The organism is Belliella kenyensis (assembly GCF_022549675.1).
Classification (GTDB): Bacteria; Bacteroidota; Bacteroidia; order Cytophagales; family Cyclobacteriaceae; genus Belliella; species Belliella kenyensis.
In genome coordinates this window covers 150,421-171,873 of sequence record NZ_JAKZGR010000002.1, presented here as the reverse complement: position 1 = coordinate 171,873, position 21,453 = coordinate 150,421, and the positions used below count along the sequence as shown (strand labels likewise).

Here is a 21,453-nt window from a genome sequence, read left to right as displayed (position 1 = left end):
TGATCCTACTATAAAATCAATTATAATACGTCTTAAATACCTGTCCTAAACAATGATTAAAATCAGGAATTTTTGGGAAAATCATAATCAAAAAACTTAACTTTTTTAGGAGAGATTGAATTCCATGAATTCAATTCTGCTTCAAATATAACTACTCCACAAGTTGGCAAATTGTTTAATTCAAATCCAAAAAAATTCAACAAATCATTGAATCCCGGATTATGCCCCACTAAACATAGTTTTTCGACATGATTTGGAACTAGTTTGATCACATCTAATATACCAAAATGACTCGCATGATATAGCTCAGTTTTATAATGAATTTGACTCTCCGTCACCCTAAGATTTTGAGCAAAAATTCTAGCTGTACTTACTGTCCTTATAGAATCAGAAACCAGCATATAATCGGGAATAATTGCCTTGCGCTTCAATCGCTGTGCCATCTTAGGAGCATCCCTGTATCCTCTCGCTGAAAGTGGTCTGCTATGATCATCCAAAAATGGATTATCCCAAGATGATTTTGCATGTCTTACAAGTATTAACTTTTTCATAATGCCAATTTTTGAAAATTATTTTTTGATAGTTTCTGCAATTTATTTACATTTATCAAAGATTTAACCACATAATTTTAATATTCATGCTCACCGGTATAGTAAAATTCTACAATGACGCAAAGGGTTTCGGTTTCATCATTGATGATGATACTCAAAGCGACGTATTCGTTCACGCTACAGGCTTAGTAGACAAAGTAGCACAAGATGACAAAGTAACATTTGATGTCAAAGAAGGCAAAAAAGGCCCTAATGCAATCAATGTAAAAAAAGCTTAACATCTTGTTAAAATCAGGCCTAAAATGGGATAATGAATTGATTCATTATCCCATTTTTATTTTATACACTTCTTGAGCATATTGCTTACAGCAAATTAGTCAATTATATTTTTTTTCTCTATTTTCATCATTGTATTTAATTTTAAGATGATTCGGCCCACAGATATTCAAGCAGACAAATTTTACTCCAAAAAAGTTGGAGACTTGCATCATAGGAATCTACGGAAATGTCCTTCACATACGCCTATATTCGAAGCAGCGCAGATCATGGCTAAAGAAAAAATCTCCTGTCTTTTTATTGGTAATGACGATCAAGACATTATGGGTTTCGTGACGGATATTACTTTACGTGATAAAGTAATAGCAACCAAACTCGATCCCACCACAGCTATCGTCGAAGTAATGGATAGGGGTATTGTGGCTATTTCTGAATCAGCTTTTCTATATGAGGCCTTGCTTTTGATGTTTCAAACAAAAACGAGGTACTTATTAGTAAAAAACATGGATCAGTATGTAGGATGGATCAGTAGAAACAAAATACTAACAGAACAATCTCAAGGACCTTTTATTTTTATACAATCTGTAAAGCAAGCGCTAGATGTAGATGAGCTTAAAGAAAAGTGGAATCAAGTTCCAAAAATCATTCATCAACTAGTTACCAATGGGCTCAAAGCTGAAATCATCAATCAAATCATCACAACTGTATCTGACACTATAGCCCTTAGGGTGATTGAGAATACAATAAGAGAAATCGGCATGCCTCCAGCCAAATTCGTATTCTTTGTGTTAGGAAGTGAAGGAAGAGGAGAACAAACCTTAAAAACTGACCAAGATAATGCTATCATCTATGAAGACAAGGCCAATGAGCAGCGTGAACTAGTTCGTACCTATTTCCTTGATTTTGCGGAAAGAGTTTCTACTGATCTTGATAGAATTGGATTTAGCTTTTGTCAGGGAGGTCTCATGGCCAAAAATCCTAAATGGACTCACTCCCTTTCTCATTGGAAAAGAAACTATGAGAGCTGGATTCAGGAACCCTCTCAAGAGACTGCCATGAAATACTCCACTTTCTTTGATTGCCGGGCCATTTATGGTGAATTCTCTTTACTCGAAGAGCTCAAAACATTCATGGATACTCAATTACAAAATCCAACTGAAAGGTTTTTTATGAATATGGGCAACAATTCATTGCAATTTGAGCCACCACTTACATTTCTCAAAAACATACGAACTTTCAAAATAGAGGGAGAAAAATACTTTGACATCAAAAAAACCATGAGTCCGATTGTAGACCTTGCTAGAATTTTTGCATTAAAAAATAGAATTTTTGAAACGAATACGGGTAGAAGAATCACGGCACTTAATCATGCCGGTGTGTTCACTGACAAAGAAGCACAAGAACTTAGCCATGCTTATTATTACCTGATGTCTCTCAGGCTTGAAAAGCAAGCTCTAAGCATTATGGATCAAGAGAAAAATCCTGAAAATTATGTCAGTATCAATGAACTTACTAAGGTCCAATTAGTCACTTTGGTAGAAATATTCAAGGTAATCAAAGAATTCCAACTCAAAATCAAAGTGGAATTTACCAGAAATATTTTTTAATATGACTTTTATCATATAATTGACCTTTTTTAATCATCTTTTTCTTATCCTTTAGCATGCATTTTTGTCTCTTCTAATCAGAGATCTTAAGACATATGCAAACACAAGAAGCACTTATCAAAAAGTATAATGTACCTGCTCCAAGGTATACCTCATACCCCACTGTCCCGCTTTGGCAAAATGACCTAAAAGAAGGGAATTGGGCAATTTTGGTAAAAAAAGCATATCAAGATTTTGGACTCAAAGAGGGTATTTCGCTGTATATTCACCTTCCATACTGTGAAAGCCTTTGTACATATTGTGGTTGCAATAAGCGAATCACAAAAAATCATGCTGTCGAATCTCCTTATAAAAATTCGCTTATGAAGGAATGGGACATGTATATGAAGATCTTTGGTCGAAGCCCCAGAATAGCTACCATACACCTGGGTGGTGGAACTCCTACATTTTTTTCTCCAGAAACTTTAAAAAGTATTTTGGAACACATCTTAGGACAAGCAGAACTATCAGAAAATGCTGAGCTAAGCTTCGAAGGACACCCCAACAACACCACCATAGATCATCTAAAGACCTTGTATAAATTGGGGTTTAAGAGAGTAAGTTATGGTATCCAAGATTTCAATTTGGAAGTGCAAAAAGCAATACATAGAATTCAGCCGTTTGAAAGAGTCAAAGAAGCTACTGAAAATGCCAAACAAATCGGATACGAATCTGTAAACTTCGATTTGATTTATGGTTTGCCTTTCCAAACTTTGTCCACGATTTCTGATACTTTAGAAAAAGTTAAAAAGTTAAGCCCTGATCGAATAGCTTTTTATAGTTACGCACATTTACCGACTGTATTTCCAGCACAGAAATCTTATGAATCACACCTCCCCCATGAAGCTGAAAAAAGAGCTCTCTATGAAAGAGGTAGGGAGATACTGTCTTCCATGGGATATATGGAAATAGGAATGGATCATTTTGCTAAGCCAAATGATCCACTTTCTATAGCAAAAACTAACAAAACTTTGCATCGTAATTTCATGGGGTACACCACCTCACCTTCCAAGATACTCATCGGCCTTGGGAATAGTGCAATATCAGACATTCACTACGCATATAAGCAGAATGCAAAGGATATAAAAATCTACCAAGATCAAATTGACAATCATCTACTCACCGCTTCAAAAAGTCACATGATGTCCTACAAAGATATTCAAAACAGAGAAATGATCCTCTCTCTGATTTGCAACCAAAGTGTATCCTGGAGCAAGTCATTTCTTCAACAAGTCAATAAAATTAACCTAACAAAACTCAATACCTTTCAAAATGAAGGACTGATCAAGTACAATTCAAATGGTCTCAAAGTATTAGCTAAAGGACAACCATTTATTCGGAACATTTGCAGTATATTCGACGAAAGAATGCAAGAAAATGAAGAGAAGCTTTTTGGTTTTAGTAAAGTGATCTGATTTAAAATTGATTTTATATTATTTTTTCCCCAGTTTCACCTTTCAAAAGGTGAAACTGTCCTGTTTATCTACACATCGTAACCTCTACCTGCTCACTGCCATAATCAAATACTTGCAGCTTTGGACTTACATAGTGAATTCCCAAGCCCAAGCCTCTAACAATAAACAAGACACCTATAAACATTGCGAAGTATGGTAAAGCAGCAGTAAGTTTTTTCCGAATTTTCAGGGAAAGGATTTTTCCAGAAACCATCACACCAATCAGCATAGGAACAGTCCCTATGCCAAAGAAAAACATGTAAACAGCACCTAAAATTGGACTTTGCAAAGCTAATGATGCAATCAAGGCGATGTATACCATCCCACAAGGTAATAATCCATTTAACAAGCCCGATGCAAAAAAGGCTGGGCTTCCACCTTTTTTTAAGAAATATCCCAAGGAAGATTTCAGCTTATAAACTGCTCCAAACAATCCAGATTGTGCAATAATCCGCTCAGAACGTTTGTAAAAAAATGACATTAACAAAATAACACCCCCCATTATGATAGAAACCCATTGCTGTATTCCTGCCAAAGCCAATGAAAATCCTATCATTCCGATGACTACACCCAATAAAGAATAAGTGATTGTCCTTCCAAGATTATAGATGATTTTGTTTCGGAGAAAAGGATTATTATCCTTGGCAGAAACCACCAAAGCAATAGGTCCACACATCCCTAGACAATGGAAAGAACCCAAAAACCCTAATATAAGTGCAGTCCAAATCATTTAGATGGTGATTTTTTTCTCTTCATAATACGCTACTCCATTCTCTTCCCAAGTCAATTTCACCTTCCAATAGCCTGATTTCAATGAAGAAACATCTATGGTGTTTTCATCTTTATTTAACATTTGAAAATCAATCTTCTTATCCAACCGAGCATCTGATGGTCTAAAAAGATGTAATGTTCCCTTTGACCCTAAAGGTAAGTTCATTATCACTTTTTTGACCTGTGTGTTGTAAGTCAATACTTCATAGTCCAATGAGTTTGCATTGACAATTTTATCAATTTGATCTTGATACTTGATTTCTTCTTCGTAATAATTTTGCGTAACCAAATGTATATCATCCTGTTTTACACATATGGTAACTAGTCCTGCCATAAACATTACAAATACAGCAATCACGATAACTATTCCTTTTCCCCAGTCCATATTTTTTACCTTTATCAGCTATTTATTCTTTTAAAATCGGCCCTACAAAACTTGTCTTAATCTTGTCAATAACTTCTCCATTTTGAAGTAGTAGTAGCACCACATTATCTTGGTTTACTAGTATATCTTTTGAATTTTTGACAAGAAAGAATCTTCCGTCAAACTTAGATTGCCCTTCCAAAGTCCAATCATGACTTCCCACCACTTCTACTTGATATGAAGGATCCTCGGCTTTCAACTCAATGTGCTGGGTAGCGAATGTTTTGTTGATAATCGAAACTTCATATAAATTGCTAATCTCACCTGTATCTCTTGTCTGATAAGTCATTCCCCTGAACCTTGTAATTGTCGCTCCCAAATCATCTCTAGTCGCAATTAATGTGACAAAAGCTCCCAATAGAATCATCAAAAGGACAGAATAAATCTTTACTCTTGTTGTGAATAATCTTTGCGTTTGATTCAACACACTATTATCCGAAGCATATCGAATCAGCCCCTTTGGCCTATCCACTTTGATCATTACCTCATCACAGACATCGATGCAAGCGGTACAGTTTACGCATTCCATCTGTACGCCGTTTCTGATATCAATTCCCGTGGGGCAAACTTGGACGCAAAGACTACAATCTATGCAATCACCTTTTTTTGGTGTTTCTTCTAATTTACCTCTCCTGATCATCCCTCTTGGTTCACCTCTGATATGATCATAAGTCACATTGATGGAATTCGCATCGAGCAATACACCCTGAAGTCTACCATAAGGACAGACTACTATGCAAGCTTGCTCTCTAAACCATGAGAAGACTAATAAAAACACTCCCGTAAATGCCATCAGCCCAATAAATCCTGACAAATGTGCTGAAGGCGGTTGGCTTATGATTTCTTTCACCTGATCCACTCCTATCAAATAAGCCATGACCGTATGGGAGATCAATAGAGAAATGAAAGTAAAAATCGCCATCTTAGAACTTTTTTTCCAGATTTTCTCTGAATTCCAAGGCATTGCATTGAGTTTACGCTGCTGATTTGCATCACCTTCGATCCAATATTCGATTTTTCTAAAAACCATCTCCATAAAGAGCGTTTGTGGACAGGCCCAACCGCAGAAGACCCGTCCAAAAACAGCAGTAAATAGAATGATGAATACAAAGAAAATCAATAGAAGAAAGATCAGCAAATGAGTATCCTGTGGCCAAAATGCTGACCCGAAGATGATGAATTTTCTCTCGAAAATATTAAATAGCATATAGGGCCTTCCTCCGATTTGGATGAATGGACCAGCAAATAAAATTGCCAGCAAAACCCAAGACAGGTAGGTTCTCCAACGGTAAAATTTCCCAGAAACCTTCTTCGGGTAAATCCAGTTTCTTTTACCGTCCTCCTGAACTGTCCCTAGAGAATCCCTAAAGCTGTCTGGGTCAAAAGCCCCTTTTTTACTACTCATCTTATTGTAATTCTAATTTTCTTCCTCCTCTGTGGGCACCAATTCTAATTCATCCTCAGTCAAAGCATCTAATGGCTCTTCAATAGCTGGCTCGAACATTTCACCTTGAGGTTCTTTCGGATTGGCTGGAGTAGTTCCTTGAAGGGTGAGAATATAGCTCGAAACTTGCTGAATCTGCTCTGGGCTCAATTGATCCTGCCAGGGAATCATACCTTTCTCTACAACGCCATATTTTATAACTTTGAAAATATCAGCTATATTTCCTCCATGAAGCCAGTATTCGTCTGTAAGATTAGGACCTACCCCTCCTCCACCATCCGCAGCATGGCACGCTGCACAATTTGCTTCATAGATTGATTTTCCAGCATTGATAGCAGGTGTAGATGAATCGAAAACTACAGAATGCTCGTCAATAGAACTCAATGCAAGTGCTTTGTATTCCTCTGCCTTGATCGCTGCTATCGCAAGTTCAGTCTCATACTCTTCTATCTGATTCTGTCCCATTCCTAAAACAGTATAATATGTGAAATATGCCACAGCAAACGCAATGGTGATATAAAACACTCCTGCTAGCCATGGAGGCATGTGGTTATCCAATTCTACTATACCATCATAGCTATGATCTAGCATCAAGTCCTTTTCTTCTTTGCTACCGACTGGTTTCATCTTTCCGACGATGTACTTCTTTTTGAAAGAATCCCACCAAGTAGATTCAGGTACAGAAGAGACCCCTTGCTGTTGTCGTAACACTGTGACCATAAATGACATCAAGTAGATCATCAAGATCAATAACAGAATGATTACCCCTAGCACTACCGCAAGAATTATCATCAGCGTCAATTCACTAGCATCCAATTCTTGGAGCTTCATCACCCATGGCAATTCACTCGTCTGAGCAATAGCAGGAATAGAAAACATTACTCCTATTAGCATCAAGATTACTTTCTTAAATCTTTTCATTTCCATTGGCATTTTTAGATTCATGATCAAATGGCAAATCTTTCATGTGATTGATATACTGACGATCTGCTTTCACTACCCATATGAACATCCCGACGAAAAAGATCACAAAGATCAAAAGGGAAATAACTGGATAGATTTCGATGTTCTCAATAGAACTCAATATGTCCTTTTTCATAGCTTAGCTTTTTTGAGATTTATGGCTGATTTGTAGTTGTCTTTTTGATATCAGTACCTAAGCGCTGTAGATAAGCGATAAGAGCTACGATTTCTGATTGAGGCAAAACTTCCACTCCAGAGGATTTCAAGTTTTCGGTAATCCTTTCTGCCTGTTCCCAGAGCTCCTTCATCACCACCTGCTCATAATCTTCTGGGTACGGTACTCCCAGCTTTCTCAGTGTATGGATCTTATCAAGGATATCATCATGAGACATCATATTCGTCTCAAGCCATGGATATGGAGGCATCAAAGAGCCTGGCGACATACTTCTCGGATCTACCATGTGATGGTAGTGCCAGCTGTCAGGATACTTACCTCCCACTCTGTGCAAATCTGGACCTGTACGCTTGGATCCCCACAAGAATGGACGGTCATAGACAAATTCTCCAGCCTTAGAATACTCACCAAACCTCTCCGTCTCTGATCTGAATGGCCTAATCATCTGAGAATGACAACCTACACATCCATGAGAAATATACAAGTCTCTACCTTGTAGCTCCAATGGGGTATATGGCTGCACGCTAGATATTGTAGGCACATTAGATTTTACTAAGATGGTAGGAATGATCTCAATAGCTCCACCTATCAAAATAGCAACTGTGGCCAAAACTGTAAAGAAAACAGGCTTGCGTTCCCATGCCCTGTGCCAAAATTCCCCCTTCTTCTCTACATGATTCTCAAGTGCGGGTGCTTCATCTGCTTCCTCCGCTACAAACTTGCCTTGACTTGCAGTCTTGACCATGTTATAAACCATCAGAAAAACCCCTGATAAGTACAATAAACCACCGAAGGCTCTCAGCATATACATGGGTACTATCTGCACTACGGTCTCAAGAAAATTAGGGTAAGCCAACCTGCCTGCATCTGTGAACTCTTTCCACATGAGTGATTGTGTCAATGCTGCCACATACATAGGAAGTGCATAGAAAAGAATTCCGATAGTTCCCATCCAAAAATGTGTATTCGCTAATTTTGTAGAGTATAGATTGGTCTTCCACATTTTTGGCCATAACCAATATAGCATCGCAAAGGTAAAGAAACCGTTCCAGCCCAATCCCCCAATATGCACGTGTGCTACAATCCAATCTGTATAATGTGCAATAGCATTTACATTCTTCAGTGACAACATAGGACCTTCAAATGTCGCCATACCATAAGCAGTGACTGCCACGACCATAAACTTCAGCACAGGATCAACCCTTACTTTATCCCAAGCTCCTCTCAATGTCAACAGCCCATTGACCATACCTCCCCAAGAGGGTGCTATTAGCATAATTGAAAACACTACCCCAAGGATCTGCGCCCATTCTGGCAAGGCTGTGTATAGTAAGTGATGCGGACCAGCCCATATGTAAAGAAATATGAGTGACCAAAAATGCACTATTGACAGCTTATATGAATATACTGGTCTATTTGCAGCTTTGGGTAAGTAATAATACATCAAACCCAAGAAAGGTGTGGTTAGAAAAAATGCAACTGCATTGTGTCCATACCACCACTGAACTAGAGCATCTTGAACACCTGCATATGCAGAGTAACTTTTGAAGAAAGAAACAGGCAGCGCAAGTGAATTAAAAATATGAAGCACAGCTACCGTCACAAAAGAGGCTAGGTAAAACCAGATTGCAACATACATATGCTTTTCTCTTCTTTTGATCAATGATCCTATCATGTTTGCTCCGAAAGCAACCCAAACTACTGCAATCAGAATATCAATTGGCCATTCCAATTCTGCATACTCTTTTGAAGTCGTCAAACCCAACGGTAAGGTGACTGCGGCCAAGAGAATAATCAATTGCCAGCCCCAGAAGTGAAACCAGCTAAGTGCCTTACTCCACATGGGTGTCTTGAGCAATCTTGGCATAGAATAATACACCCCTGCAAATATGGCATTACCCACAAAAGCAAAAATGACTGCATTGGTATGCAGAGGCCGGATACGGCCAAAAGTAGTGTAGGGATTACCCAAATTAGCCTCGGGCAAAAACAGCTGTGTGGCTGCCAATACCCCAACTAACATCCCGACGATGCCCCAAGCTATGGTAGCAACACCGAAATACTTTACGATCTTATTGTCGTAACTGAACCTTTCTAATGTAGTTCCTGACATGCTCATTTCGATTTAGTTGACTTTACTTTTTTCTCTTTTTTTGATTGGTTATTTTCGAATAATATTCGAATAGCTGGCGTATGATTATCTTCAAATTGCCCTGATTTCATGGCCTTGAAAAACAAGAATAGAAATGACCCTGCCATGATCAAGCTGACTGCGATCAATATGAATATCACCTCCATACGCTAGAATATTTTAGTTTTCAATCCTCGTCTATATGCCATATAATTTGTACTAATGGTAGTGAACAAGATTACAGATATACTACTGATAGGCATCAGGATCGCACAAAACACAGGACTTACCAAGCCCTGCACTGCAAAGAATATCCCGAGTATGTTATAGGCAAAGCTCAGCATGAAGCTGGCTTTTATGATCTTTCTACTCAATTTGGAAAAGCTCAAAAAATCAGCAAGTTTTTCCAAAACCGATGCATCAATGATAGCGTCCGAAGCTGGTGAGAAATTTGTAACTTTATCAGTCACTGCTACTCCTACATGACTCTCTTGAAGCGCTCCAGCATCATTCAACCCATCACCTACCATCATGGTCGTAAAGCCTTTCTGATTGATAGACTTGATATAATTAAGCTTATCAGTGGGGCTCTGATTGAATTTCATGGATACATCAGTACCAAGTAACTTCTGCAATTGAAATCTCTCATGATCCTGATCTCCAGAGAGTAAATGAATATATCTATCTATTTTTACCTTATCCATTGCATTTTCTACTCCTGATCTTAAGCCACTCTGAATGTAAAAACAACCTAAAACCACCCCTTCCACTGAGAAATACACACGATTTCCTTCATTCAATGGCCAAGCAGCATAAGCTCCCACAAATTCAGCGGAACCTAACCTGATCAATTGATTATGATACTTCCCTTGCAACCCCTTACCAAAAAATTCCTCTATATCTGTAAGTTTTGCTTTCTTCACTTCACCTAACCATACATTTATTCTGTTGCTTAATGCATGTGTAGACTCACTCACCAAAGCCTTTAGTATACCTTTTGATACCAGTGATAGACCTTCGCCTTGATAGTCAACCTTTGCCTGATTTGGATCTGTCAAAGTGCCAGTTTTATCAAAAATGATGGCATCTACTTCAGCCATCTTTTCTAATACTTGAGCATTTTTTAGGTAAAATTTTCCTTGGCCAAAAACCCGTAAAGTATTGCCCAAAGTGAATGGTGTAGACATAGCCAAAGCACATGGGCATGTGATGATCAAAACTGATGTGAAAGACAATATTGCTATTGAAAGCTGTCCTTGAGACATCCAGTATCCGAATGATAAAACAGCTATAAGTAATACGGTAAAAGTGAACTTCCCTGAAATTTTCGTAGCTAAGGAAATGAGACTATGATCTTTCTCCTTTTGAAATGAATCCGTATCCCACAAGCCTGTAAGATAGCCTTGAGAAGGAGACTTCTGAACAGCCATAGTCAATGATTGTCCCTTTTGCCTCCCTCCAGCATAGACCAATGATCCTTTACCTTTGACAACTGGTACCTCTTCACCTGTGACAAAGCTATAATCTACATATCCATCCCCACTGATCAAAATGCTATCGGCTGGTATCAGTTCTCCATGCCTTACCTTTATCAAATCTCCAACCTTAAGCTTACCTAGAGGTATTACCTCTTCCCTATCTTTGACTACTTTTGTAACAGCAACTGGAAAATATGACTTGTAATCACGATCAAATGAGAGCGTATCATAGGTTTTTTGCTGATAAAGTTTCCCTATCAGCAAAAAGAATAACAACCCACCTAGAGTATCCATATACCCCTCCTGATGAAGCATAAAAATATCATAAAGACTATATAAAAAGAGTGTGACAATGCCTATTGCTATGGGTACATCCATGTTGACATTTCTACCCTTGATAGAAAGCCAAGCTGATTTGTAATAATCTGTGGCAGCGTAAAAAAATACAGGTAAGGAAAGTAATACATTGAGGTAATTGAAGGTTTTCTTGAAACCATTCCCTAATAGTTCGGCCTCTGAAAAGTACTCTGGAAGGCTGAATAACATCATATTTCCAAAACAGAAGCCTGCTACTGCTAGCTTTTTAATTAATCTCCTGTCAACTGTTGACCTGCCCTTTTTACCTTCAACATCTGACAGATTCAGTCTAGGTTCATAGCCAATACTTGACAAAAGTACTACCACTTCCCTCAAAGAAATTTCTTGATGATTGAATTTGACCTGTACATTTTTCCGAATAAAGTCCACTCTACCCGAAAGTATAGCTGGATTTATCTTGTGAAGATTCTCCAATAGCCAAATACATGATGCACAATGAATCAGTGGTATATTAAATGTCACATGGGACAATTCATCATTCTTAAAATCCAACAGCTTTGCCGTAACGTCTTCATCTTCTAGGTAATCAAACCTATTATCCCCAGATGTGGAAATCTTTTGACGTTTCCCTGGCTGATTTTCAATCTCATAGTAAGTACACAGGTCGTTTTCATTCAATACTTCATATACTAACTTACATCCAGTGCAACAGAATGGTTTATCTTCAGCATACAGAATTTCATCTACACATTGTTCCCCACAGTGATAACAAGTAGTAGTCTGATTGGCGATATGTAAGGTTTTGCTTGACATGAATCTGCTGAGGTCTTAGTATGCTAAGTAGAAAGAAAGTTTGCTATACCACATCCCTCCTTTGTAAAAATGAAATAGGACTTTGGCCAAATCCGCTTGATATGCTTTTGTGGTGACTAGCACCGTACATTCGTGTTTTACGGCATAAGACCAAAAGTCTCCTATTCTATTAAAATTCAACTTAATGAATGACGTCTCGGCAGTAGCACTACCTACCAACTGGATGATATCTTGTTCTTCCTTTTGCTTTGATTTTGGTATAAATGATGGTGAAATAATTGTGGCTCTGCTGGAATTAATGTTTTTTTCAAAAAGCATGATAAAATTCCGGATCAATGAAGCTGAAGACGGAGTTCCATCATAATGAAAGAGCAAATGATCCATAGAAAGCTCTTCATCATATAATAACACAGGAGTAGGGCATGGTACAGACAGCATGTCTTTTGGAATCTCCATGCCATGAAGCCAATTTAGAACCTCTGGCAGATGCGCCGTCATCAAAGTGGCTGAGGAATGCAGATCACAATTGATCCCAGATGCTGAACTCCTTACATGTTCAGAAAAACCCTTTGGCAAACTTCCACAAAAATGCCTTGTTATAAGCGCTTCGGGCATTGCTGAGTTTGATATGTTGTTTGAATCACCTTGCATCTTTTTTCCATTTATCACATGACAAAACTAGCGGAGGGGACAATGGAATTAACTGACAAGAAAAAGGAGCAAACATGATTTAAATCATAAAAAATGGTTTTTTAAATGTCAAAAATACACTAATTTTATACTGCTAAATTTTCACTTAGTCAAATGAATAATATAACCCGATGAAAAATTTAACCTGCATCACAGTGGCTCTTTTGATAAATATCGCCACCATTGCAACATCAATTGCTCAAAACACCGAAATTGAATTTCAAAACCCAATCGCAGAACAACGTGCGGATCCGTGGGTTTATAAGGATTCAGATGGCACTTACTACTTGATTGCTACCGTACCAGAGTACGACAGGATCGTACTTCGAAAAGCAAAAACTATAAATGGACTAAAACAAGCAGAAGAAAAAGTAATATGGACTAAGCACCCCACTGGAAAAATGGGACATCACATCTGGGCGCCAGAGTTACACAGAATCGACGGAAAATGGTACATCTATTTTGCAGCAGGTGAAGCTGAAAACATTTGGAACATCAGGATGTGGGCACTTTCTCTTGATGCAAAAGACCCTATGCAAAGTGGCTGGAAGGAAGAAGGTCAAGTAATATCCAAGATAGATTCGTTTTCTTTAGATGCCACTGTATTTGAACATAATGGAAAACTGTACACCATCTGGGCTCAAAATGTACGAGGTGGTGATCATGGGACAGCTTTGGTTATGTCCCAAATGAAAGACCCCATCACACTCACCGGGCCCGAATTGGTGCTTACAGAGCCTGAGTTTGATTGGGAAAGGGTGAAGTACAATGTCAATGAAGGACCAGCAGTACTCAAAAGAAATGGGAAAATCTTCGTAACCTACTCTGCAAGTGCGACCAATGAAAACTATTGTCTAGGTATGATGTGGATAGATGAAGATAAAGATATCATGGATATTGCCAACTGGAACAAATCTCCAGGCCCAGTCTTTTACACCAATGAAGATCTTGACAGGTATGGACCTGGACACAACTCTTTTACTTTGGCTGAAGATAATGAAACGGTCATTATGATCTATCACGCAAGAGATTACAAGGAAATCATAGGACACGAACTCTCAGATCCAAATCGAGCCACTAGAGCTAGAGTTGTGAAATGGACAAATAGTGGTTTTCCTGACTTTGGTCAAAAAACTAAAGACTAAAAAAAAGGAAGCGCCTTTTAGAAAAGTCGCTTCCTTTTTTTTACATTATATTAAAATTCAAGCCTATTCTCCTTGAGACAAGCTATAAGCTCTTACGCCATCAAATGAATATAAGTTTTCAGACTTGATGAAATCGAATCCTAATCCAGCCACTTGATTCATCAAATCTAATATTTGAGAATGTGTCACAGGTGATTGATCGGCCTTTTGGAACCTGCATCTCCAATGATCCGTGCAGAATGTCTCTTTCATGCCACCTGGATAGACTTTGATACCTCTATTTGTAATCAACTGCAACACCAATCCATCAGCATCCGCTTTCCTCAAAGCATCACCTAGTGCATTAGGGTCTCTACCTTCTTCATCCCAATCTACAAAGACATCAACCCCAATCAGTTTTTTTTCAGTCTTCACTGCTGGAGATAGCTTGATGGTGATCGGGTCAGTAGAAGATTTATCAAATACAGCAGGCTTCATATTATTAGGCATCTGACCTAGCCTCTCAATTACAGCTTGTGCAAAAGCTTGAGTTCCCACTTTTTCTTTAGATTTACCTTCTTGGTAAATATCTCCTGTATGAATACCATCTTCCAATGTTCTCATCCATGCATTGGCTACTTTCTCTGCTACTGCTGGTTGGCCAATGTGAACCAACATAGAAATAGCGCCATTCAATAACCCTGAAGGATTCGCCATATCCATACCAGCAATATCTGGAGCAGAACCATGTATAGCTTCAAACATAGCCACTTCCTCGCCCACATTAGCGGATCCACCAAGACCCACAGATCCTGTTACTTGTGCAGCAATATCAGATATAATATCACCATACAAGTTCAAAGTAACAATCACGTCAAAGGTTTGCGGTCTCTCAGCAATCAGTGCTGAACCTATATCAATGATCTTGTGATCCGTTTGAATATCAGGATATTCCTTAGCGACCGCATCGAAAGTTTTGTGAAAAAGACCATCAGCTAATTTCATGATATTGTCTTTTGTCATACAAGTGACTTTTTTTCTACCATATTTACGGGCATATTCAAATGCATACCTGATGATCTTTTCAGATCCTGGTTTAGATATTAGTTTGAGACTTTGAACGACTTCCTGGGTCTGTCTATGCTCAATTCCAGCATATAAATCTTCTTCATTCTCACGGATGATTACCAAATCTGTCTCTGGATAATGCGTTTTGATGTATGGAGAATATGCCTTACAAGGTCTCACATTTGCAAAAAGACCAAAAGAAGTTCTTGTGGTTACATTAAGGCTTTTAAATCCTCCGCCCTGAGGTGTAGTTATCGGTGCCTTCAAAAATACTTTGGTCTCCTTCAAGGACTCAAAAGCTTGAGGCTCCATTCCCGAACTGATTCCTTTCAAATATACTTGTTCGCCAATCTCTATCACATCATATTCCAGTTGGGCTCCAGCGGCTTCTAGAATTTTGAGCGTTGCTTCCATGATCTCTGGTCCAATCCCATCCCCATAAGCGACAGTAATTTTTGTTTTTGATGACATATGTATTTTATTAAGTTGAAAATTCGAATTGTGACAAAAATAACAAAATTGATTTAAGGCGAGTCTTAAACCTATTATAAATTAGCACAATATCATGTTATAAATAATGCACTTTTTTTTACCACAAAAACCTTACCCAGTTTATGTAATGAGTAATTTCCCCATATTTCTTTTGGGATTGAAATCCCTACTTGTATATTTGATCCCTAACATTCACCAAAACACATGGCTGAAACTAAAAACATACTTTCTGAAGAAAAAGAAGGCATTCTCTATCTGACAGTTAACAGAGAATCCAAACTCAATGCGCTCAATTTTGATACCCTTGAGGAAATCAGAAATATTTTTAATGAAGTAGTAGACAACAAAGAAATCAAAGGTGTCATCATCACTGGATCAGGAGAAAAATCCTTTATTGCAGGTGCAGACATTAGCGAAATTGCAGAACTTAATGAGCTAAATGCAAGAAAGTTTGCAGAGAATGGTCAGGAAGTCTTTAGCCTGATAGAGAATTGCCACAAGCCAGTAATTGCTGTAATCAATGGATTTGCTTTGGGAGGTGGCTGCGAATTAGCGATGGCATGTCATATGCGGGTAGCAGTAGCCAATGCGAAGTTTGGCCAACCTGAAGTAAACCTAGGTATCATCCCTGGCTATGGAGGCACGCAGCGACTCACCTTTCTCATCGGAAGAGGAAAAGCCAATGAATTGATGATGACAGGTGATATGATCGGTGCTGAAGAAGCCAAAAGACTAGGATTAGTCAATCATATTTTAGCTACCAAAGAGGAAGCTATAGCACAAGCCGAGGACATCCTCAAAAAAATCATGACCAAAGCGCCATTGGCTATAGGAATGATCGTGGACTGTGTCAATTCTGTATATAATAGAGAAGAAAACGGATACCAAACAGAAGCCAACAGCTTTGCAAGGTGTGTGAAATCTGGAGATTATAAAGAAGGAACTTCTGCATTTCTAGAAAAAAGAAAACCAATTTTCAAAGGGGAATAACTCCCCTTTTTCTTTTTTTCAATGAGTCAACTGAAAAAACTTGCTGGTCAAACTGCCATCTATGGTATTAGTAGTATTCTAGGAAGGACGATAAACTTTTTCCTTCTACCCCTATATATCATCTATTTGGACAAAGATGCCTTGGGGTCATTTACTAATTTATATGCATTTATCGCATTTTTCAATGTAGTCTTTACATATGGTATGGAAACTACCTTCTTTAGATTCTACACAGGTAAAGGACTAGACCCGAAAAAAGTATATGCACAAATACAGTCTCTCCTCTTAGTCAGCTCATTGATTCTCGGTTCATGTATTTTCTTTGGCTCAGAAGCACTAAGTATATGGCTAAACTACCCCGGGAAAGCATATCTTTTCAAATGGGTGGCCGCTATTTTGGCTATTGATGCTGTCCTTGCTATACCTTATGCAAAATTGCGCGTTGAGAACAAGCCTTTGAAATTTGCGCTTTCAAAACTAGGCAATATTTTATTAAATGTGGGTCTAAATATCCTGATGATTTCAGTTGGATACCATATTTGGAATGGTGACTATTTGACAGGACTTCAAAATACCGTAGGAGCCCTATATCAGCCTGACTGGGGCATAGAATATATTCTTATAGCGAATCTTATTGCAAACGCAGTCATGATTCCAATTTTGTTTATGCTAAGTGGATTCTTCACTTTCAAAATTGAATGGGAATATATCAAGCCCATGTGGAAATACGCCATCCCTCTATTCTTTATGGGTTTGGCAGGGGTAACTAACGAAGTTTTCTCTAGGTCAATTTTTGAATTCGTCATCCCGGAGAATTTTTACCCTGGATTGACCCCTAGAGAGGCTGGTGGTATTTTCGGAGCCAATTTCAAGCTTGCCATATTCATGAGTTTGATTATTCAAGCTTTCAAGTTTGCAGCAGAGCCTTTTTTCTTCAATCAATCTACAGATAAAAACAGCCCCCTGCTTTTTGCCAAAGTAATGCATGCATTCATTATATTTTGCAGCTTATTGATGATCATGGTGTCTGTAAATCTTAACATTTTGGGCAAGTTCATCTTGGTAGAAGAGGAATACATGGAAGTCATGTACATTGTACCGATCCTCCTTTTAGGGTATTTGTTTTTAGGGATTTACTTTAACTTAAGCATCTGGTTCAAGCTCACAGATCAAACGAAATACAGTTTTTATTTCACCCTGATTGGAGCTATCGTAACCGTTATCGTCATCTTTATTTTCGTTCCGAAAATAGGCTACATGGGCGCAGCCTTAAGCACCATTTCTTGCTACTTCATCATGTCGGCACTTTGCTATTTCTATGGTCAAAGGTACTTCCCAATTCCATACAAACTTCTAAAAGGTCTAACATACATCCTGTTAGCATCTACTTTGAGCTATGCAGGATTCTTTTTAGAAACAGAAAACCAAATTTTACAATTTTTACTCAAAAACCTGATGGTCATTCCTTTTGTTATTCTAATTTTGGCATTTGAAAAAAAGGAAATTCAAACCTTATTCAGAAATAGAATACCATTGTAAGTATTTTGATCAAGTTCAAAGGTCTCTTAAGTATACCCCATCATGAAAGTAAAAGTAATCAACCAATCCAAACACGCACTTCCTGAGTATCAAACACCCCTTTCGGCAGGCTTAGATTTGAGAGCAAATTTAGAAGCCCCGATCACCTTGGGTTCTTTGGAAAGAAGGCTTGTGGGCACTGGTTTGTACCTAGAGCTTCCTGCTGGATTCGAAGCACAAATCAGACCCAGATCAGGCCTTGCCTTCAAGCATGGACTGACTGTACTCAATAGTCCCGGAACAATAGATGCAGACTACCGAGGAGAAATCAAGGTACTCTTAGTGAACCTTTCACAAGATCCTTTTACAATTGGAGACGGAGAAAGAATCGCTCAAATGGTAATAGCCAAACACGAACAAATAATTTGGGAATCGAGTGAAAGCTTATCAGATACAGAAAGAGGCGCTGGTGGATATGGAAGTACTGGGAAATCTTAAGGTATAAATGCACCATTATGCGCTAGTTTCCGTTATAAATTATCTCCAGATCAGTATTTAAATTTAGGGCATCAAGTTTGCACTCAAATTCAGTTATTGACTATCCAAAAAAGGACAAACTCCGTCGCACAATGGACGATTCTCATTGAAAATTTTAAAACATACCTGTGAAAGCAAATTTCAAATCATACATTCTAAGCCTTCTTGCCATCCTCCTTTGCTTTAGCACATACGGCCAAAGCAAATCATCAAGAAAAGATAGAAAAAGTAAAGTAAACGACACAAAAACAAGTAGGCTATTCATCGAGGGTCAAAAGCACCTCATGCTTGAAGATTATGATAAAGCTTATTTTTATTTCCAAAAAGCAAGAGAACTCTCCCCAGAAGAACCCGCAATAAACTTCAAACTTGCTGAGGTTTATCTTAAGGCAAATAAAGTAGAGTCAGCTTTGGAATACGGAATGAAGGCTGTCGAAGCAGATCCAGAAAACAAATATTACAACTTGATGATGGCTGAAGTATATACCAAGCAAAGGCAACCTTTAAAAGCTGCTGCAATCATTGAGAATCTAATGAGCACATCAGAAGAGAATCAGAATTATATCTTGGACTTAGCATCACTATATCTAAATGCAGGTGAAAACGATAAAGCACTTGAAGCTTTGGACAAGGCCGAAGAGTTTTATGGTGTTGCTGAACCATTGACTGCTCAAAAACAAAGAATATATCTGAGAAAAAACAACTTAGCCAAAGCAATTGAAGAAGGTCAAAAACTGATCGAAGCTCATCCCGGCAACTCTCAATACGTATTGAGTTTGGTGGAAATCTACTTCAATAATGGGAAGACCAATGAAGCATTAGAAACCATCAATAATTCTTTAAAAACTTATCCAAATCAACCAGAGCTTCAGATGGCAGCCTATGCGCTCCACAAAGACCTTGGCAACTTAGAAACCGCTGAAGAGTTGATTTTGAATGCTTATGCTAATCCAGACCTCGACGGAATGATCAAAGCTCAGTCATTTGCGGAGATACTTCAAGAGATCAAAACTGAACGAAGGGATAGTCTACTAGATCAACTAGAGGCTTTGATGCTTGAATCCAATGCAAATGACGGAAGTGTCCAGACTGTCATAGGGGATAGAAAATTATTCAATGGACATAAGGCAGAAGCTCTTGAGTACTATAAAAGAGCCATCGCAATCAAGCCGGAAAATCCCCAAGTATTTCAAGGGGTAATTACAATCATGTTCGAAACAGCTGGAGATTTTACTGAAATCGAAAAATACACCAGCATGGCAGTTGATGAGTTCCCAGAAAGAGCTGAATTTTGGTTTTTTGATGGTACGGCTAAGTCGGCTCTTAAAAAAAATGAAGAAGCTGAAGAATCACTACTTAAGTCACTCGAAATCAACGAAAACAAAAACAAACAACTCACCATGCTAGTCAATGGGCAGCTTGGAGATGTTTACCATAATTTAGGCAAAGAAGAAAAAGCATTTGAGAAGTATGAAAAAGTCTTGGCCGACAATCCAAATGATGAGCATGTACTTAACAACTACGCATACTATCTTTCTCTTTCAAAAAAGAACCTAGAAAAAGCTAAAAGCATGTCTGAAAAGCTTGTCAAAAGATTTCCTAAAAACGCTACTTACCTTGACACTCATGCATGGGTTCTTTTCCAAATGCAAGATTATGAAAATGCAAAAAAATACATGGAATTGGCACTAGAAAATCAAGAGACTCCTAGTGCAATCATGCTAGAACATTACGGTGATATACTGTACCACCTTGGCAATAAAAACGAAGCTATCGCCTATTGGAAAAAAGCAGAAGGCGGAGATGAAACTACAGACCTTTTAAATAGAAAAATAAAGGATCAGAAATATTATGACTAGAATATTTTTGAGCATTTTCATGCTCGCAATCATCCTTTTGAGCAGTTGTGCTAAAAAACCCAATCTATATACTTCCGATGAAGTAATGCAGGAGTTTACACCCGCATACTTTGATTTTAATTACCTCAGCGCAAGAGCTAGAATCGTTATCGAAGAGCCCAATGGAAAGACTACCCGAGGCACGATGAGCATGAGAGCTAAAAAAGACAGTGTCATTTGGTTTAGCATTACACCAGGATTAGGAATAGAAGCTTTGAGAGGCATTGTCACAGAAGACAATATCCGAATCAAAGACAGAATAAATGGACAAGACATCAACATGAGCTTCACAGAATTCGAAGATAGATTCGGTCTCAAACTCTCATTGGATCTTTTCCAAAATCTTATCTACGCTAACATTCCAGAAGAATTCAGCTATAGAGATCGATTGATTAGGATTGGAAAGGCATTTGAACTCACACAAGTCAGAGATGGCGTACGTTATCATTCAAAAGTCAGTACAACAATAGGAAAGGTAGAGGAACTCAGTAGTAATACGCTCAACGATTCAGGGGCATTATTAGCAAGTTTCCCAATTTTTGAGGAAGTCAATGGCCAGCCTTTCCCAAGTAAATCACTAATCAAAATATCTTTTAATATGGAAGGAGAAATGCAAAACTCTCTCATTCATATAGAAATGTCTCGCATTGAGACTACAGATGAGCCACTAAGTTTTCCTTTCCAATTTTAGA

20 protein-coding genes are annotated in these 21,453 nt (G+C 38.2%); 9 read left to right on the top strand and 11 right to left on the bottom strand.

The features are described from left to right. Nucleotides 1–62: 62 nt before the first annotated feature. On the bottom strand, nucleotides 63–551 hold the full coding sequence (locus tag MM214_RS02360) for a SixA phosphatase family protein (protein WP_241291570.1): 489 nt from the start codon (nucleotides 549–551) through the stop codon (nucleotides 63–65). A gap of 86 nt (nucleotides 552–637) precedes the next feature. On the opposite strand from MM214_RS02360, the gene MM214_RS02355 reads away from it, so the two are divergent. From MM214_RS02355 to hemN, 3 genes are all read left to right on the top strand, one after another. After that, nucleotides 638–829, top strand: coding sequence for a cold-shock protein (locus MM214_RS02355; RefSeq protein ID WP_241291568.1), 192 nt, complete (start codon nucleotides 638–640; stop codon nucleotides 827–829). Nucleotides 830–976: 147 nt separating this feature from the next. Then, a complete protein-coding gene (locus tag MM214_RS02350; RefSeq protein ID WP_241291566.1) occupies nucleotides 977–2,434 on the top strand; it encodes a DUF294 nucleotidyltransferase-like domain-containing protein in 1,458 nt (485 codons plus the stop codon). 95 nt (nucleotides 2,435–2,529) lie between these two features. Continuing rightward, entirely contained in the window at nucleotides 2,530–3,888 is a 1,359-nt protein-coding gene (hemN, locus tag MM214_RS02345) for an oxygen-independent coproporphyrinogen III oxidase (RefSeq protein ID WP_241291564.1), read from the top strand. A 64-nt stretch (nucleotides 3,889–3,952) separates the two neighbouring features. Here the strand turns inward: hemN and MM214_RS02340 are convergent, their stop codons facing one another. Genes MM214_RS02340 through MM214_RS02300 form a run of 9 tightly spaced genes read right to left on the bottom strand, consistent with a single transcriptional unit; the run spans nucleotide 3,953 to nucleotide 13,095 of the window. After that, nucleotides 3,953–4,657 carry a sulfite exporter TauE/SafE family protein gene (locus MM214_RS02340; RefSeq protein ID WP_241291561.1) on the bottom strand — a complete coding sequence of 235 codons (705 nt, stop codon included), beginning with the start codon at nucleotides 4,655–4,657 and terminating at the stop codon, nucleotides 3,953–3,955. Further along, entirely contained in the window at nucleotides 4,658–5,083 is a 426-nt protein-coding gene (locus MM214_RS02335) for a FixH family protein (RefSeq protein WP_241291558.1), read from the bottom strand. Nucleotides 5,084–5,105: 22 nt separating this feature from the next. Then, the gene (gene ccoG, locus MM214_RS02330; RefSeq protein WP_241291556.1) at nucleotides 5,106–6,527 is read right to left on the bottom strand and encodes a cytochrome c oxidase accessory protein CcoG; all 1,422 of its coding nucleotides are present in this window, start codon (nucleotides 6,525–6,527) and stop codon (nucleotides 5,106–5,108) included. A 12-nt stretch (nucleotides 6,528–6,539) separates the two neighbouring features. After that, on the bottom strand, nucleotides 6,540–7,487 hold the full coding sequence (locus tag MM214_RS02325) for a cbb3-type cytochrome c oxidase N-terminal domain-containing protein (RefSeq protein WP_241291553.1): 948 nt from the start codon (nucleotides 7,485–7,487) through the stop codon (nucleotides 6,540–6,542). Further along, on the bottom strand, nucleotides 7,474–7,665 hold the full coding sequence (locus MM214_RS02320) for a cbb3-type cytochrome c oxidase subunit 3 (protein ID WP_241291551.1): 192 nt from the start codon (nucleotides 7,663–7,665) through the stop codon (nucleotides 7,474–7,476). Before MM214_RS02320 ends, MM214_RS02325 begins: the two co-directional genes overlap by 14 nt. A 19-nt stretch (nucleotides 7,666–7,684) precedes the next feature. After that, entirely contained in the window at nucleotides 7,685–9,817 is a 2,133-nt protein-coding gene (gene ccoN / locus MM214_RS02315) for a cytochrome-c oxidase, cbb3-type subunit I (RefSeq protein WP_241291549.1), read from the bottom strand. Between the two features lie 2 nt (nucleotides 9,818–9,819). Continuing rightward, a complete protein-coding gene (gene ccoS, locus MM214_RS02310; RefSeq protein WP_241291547.1) occupies nucleotides 9,820–10,002 on the bottom strand; it encodes a cbb3-type cytochrome oxidase assembly protein CcoS in 183 nt (60 codons plus the stop codon). Between the two features lie 3 nt (nucleotides 10,003–10,005). Next, a complete protein-coding gene (locus tag MM214_RS02305; protein WP_241291545.1) occupies nucleotides 10,006–12,444 on the bottom strand; it encodes a heavy metal translocating P-type ATPase in 2,439 nt (812 codons plus the stop codon). A 15-nt stretch (nucleotides 12,445–12,459) separates the two neighbouring features. Then, complete coding sequence (locus MM214_RS02300; protein ID WP_241291543.1) at nucleotides 12,460–13,095, bottom strand: hypothetical protein; 636 nt, start codon at nucleotides 13,093–13,095, stop codon at nucleotides 12,460–12,462. Between the two features lie 170 nt (nucleotides 13,096–13,265). Here MM214_RS02300 and MM214_RS02295 point away from each other — a divergent pair, with 170 nt between their 5' ends. Further along, complete coding sequence (locus MM214_RS02295) at nucleotides 13,266–14,279, top strand: glycoside hydrolase family 43 protein (RefSeq protein WP_241291541.1); 1,014 nt, start codon at nucleotides 13,266–13,268, stop codon at nucleotides 14,277–14,279. Between the two features lie 63 nt (nucleotides 14,280–14,342). Here MM214_RS02295 and MM214_RS02290 read toward each other — a convergent pair whose 3' ends face one another. Then, complete coding sequence (locus tag MM214_RS02290; protein ID WP_241291539.1) at nucleotides 14,343–15,797, bottom strand: NADP-dependent isocitrate dehydrogenase; 1,455 nt, start codon at nucleotides 15,795–15,797, stop codon at nucleotides 14,343–14,345. A 225-nt stretch (nucleotides 15,798–16,022) separates the two neighbouring features. Here MM214_RS02290 and MM214_RS02285 point away from each other — a divergent pair, with 225 nt between their 5' ends. The 5 genes from MM214_RS02285 (at nucleotide 16,023) to MM214_RS02265 (ending at nucleotide 21,452) form a co-directional block, all read left to right on the top strand. Continuing rightward, nucleotides 16,023–16,808, top strand: coding sequence for an enoyl-CoA hydratase/isomerase family protein (locus tag MM214_RS02285; RefSeq protein WP_241291537.1), 786 nt, complete (start codon nucleotides 16,023–16,025; stop codon nucleotides 16,806–16,808). Nucleotides 16,809–16,829: 21 nt separating this feature from the next. Next, nucleotides 16,830–18,347, top strand: a complete 1,518-nt coding sequence (locus tag MM214_RS02280) for a lipopolysaccharide biosynthesis protein (protein WP_241291535.1) — start codon at nucleotides 16,830–16,832, stop codon at nucleotides 18,345–18,347. A 42-nt stretch (nucleotides 18,348–18,389) separates the two neighbouring features. Then, nucleotides 18,390–18,824, top strand: a complete 435-nt coding sequence (gene dut, locus MM214_RS02275) for a dUTP diphosphatase (RefSeq protein WP_241291533.1) — start codon at nucleotides 18,390–18,392, stop codon at nucleotides 18,822–18,824. A gap of 167 nt (nucleotides 18,825–18,991) precedes the next feature. Then, complete coding sequence (locus MM214_RS02270; RefSeq protein WP_241291530.1) at nucleotides 18,992–20,722, top strand: tetratricopeptide repeat protein; 1,731 nt, start codon at nucleotides 18,992–18,994, stop codon at nucleotides 20,720–20,722. Then, on the top strand, nucleotides 20,715–21,452 hold the full coding sequence (locus tag MM214_RS02265) for a DUF4292 domain-containing protein (protein WP_241291528.1): 738 nt from the start codon (nucleotides 20,715–20,717) through the stop codon (nucleotides 21,450–21,452). Before MM214_RS02270 ends, MM214_RS02265 begins: the two co-directional genes overlap by 8 nt. Nucleotide 21,453 lies beyond the last annotated feature (1 nt).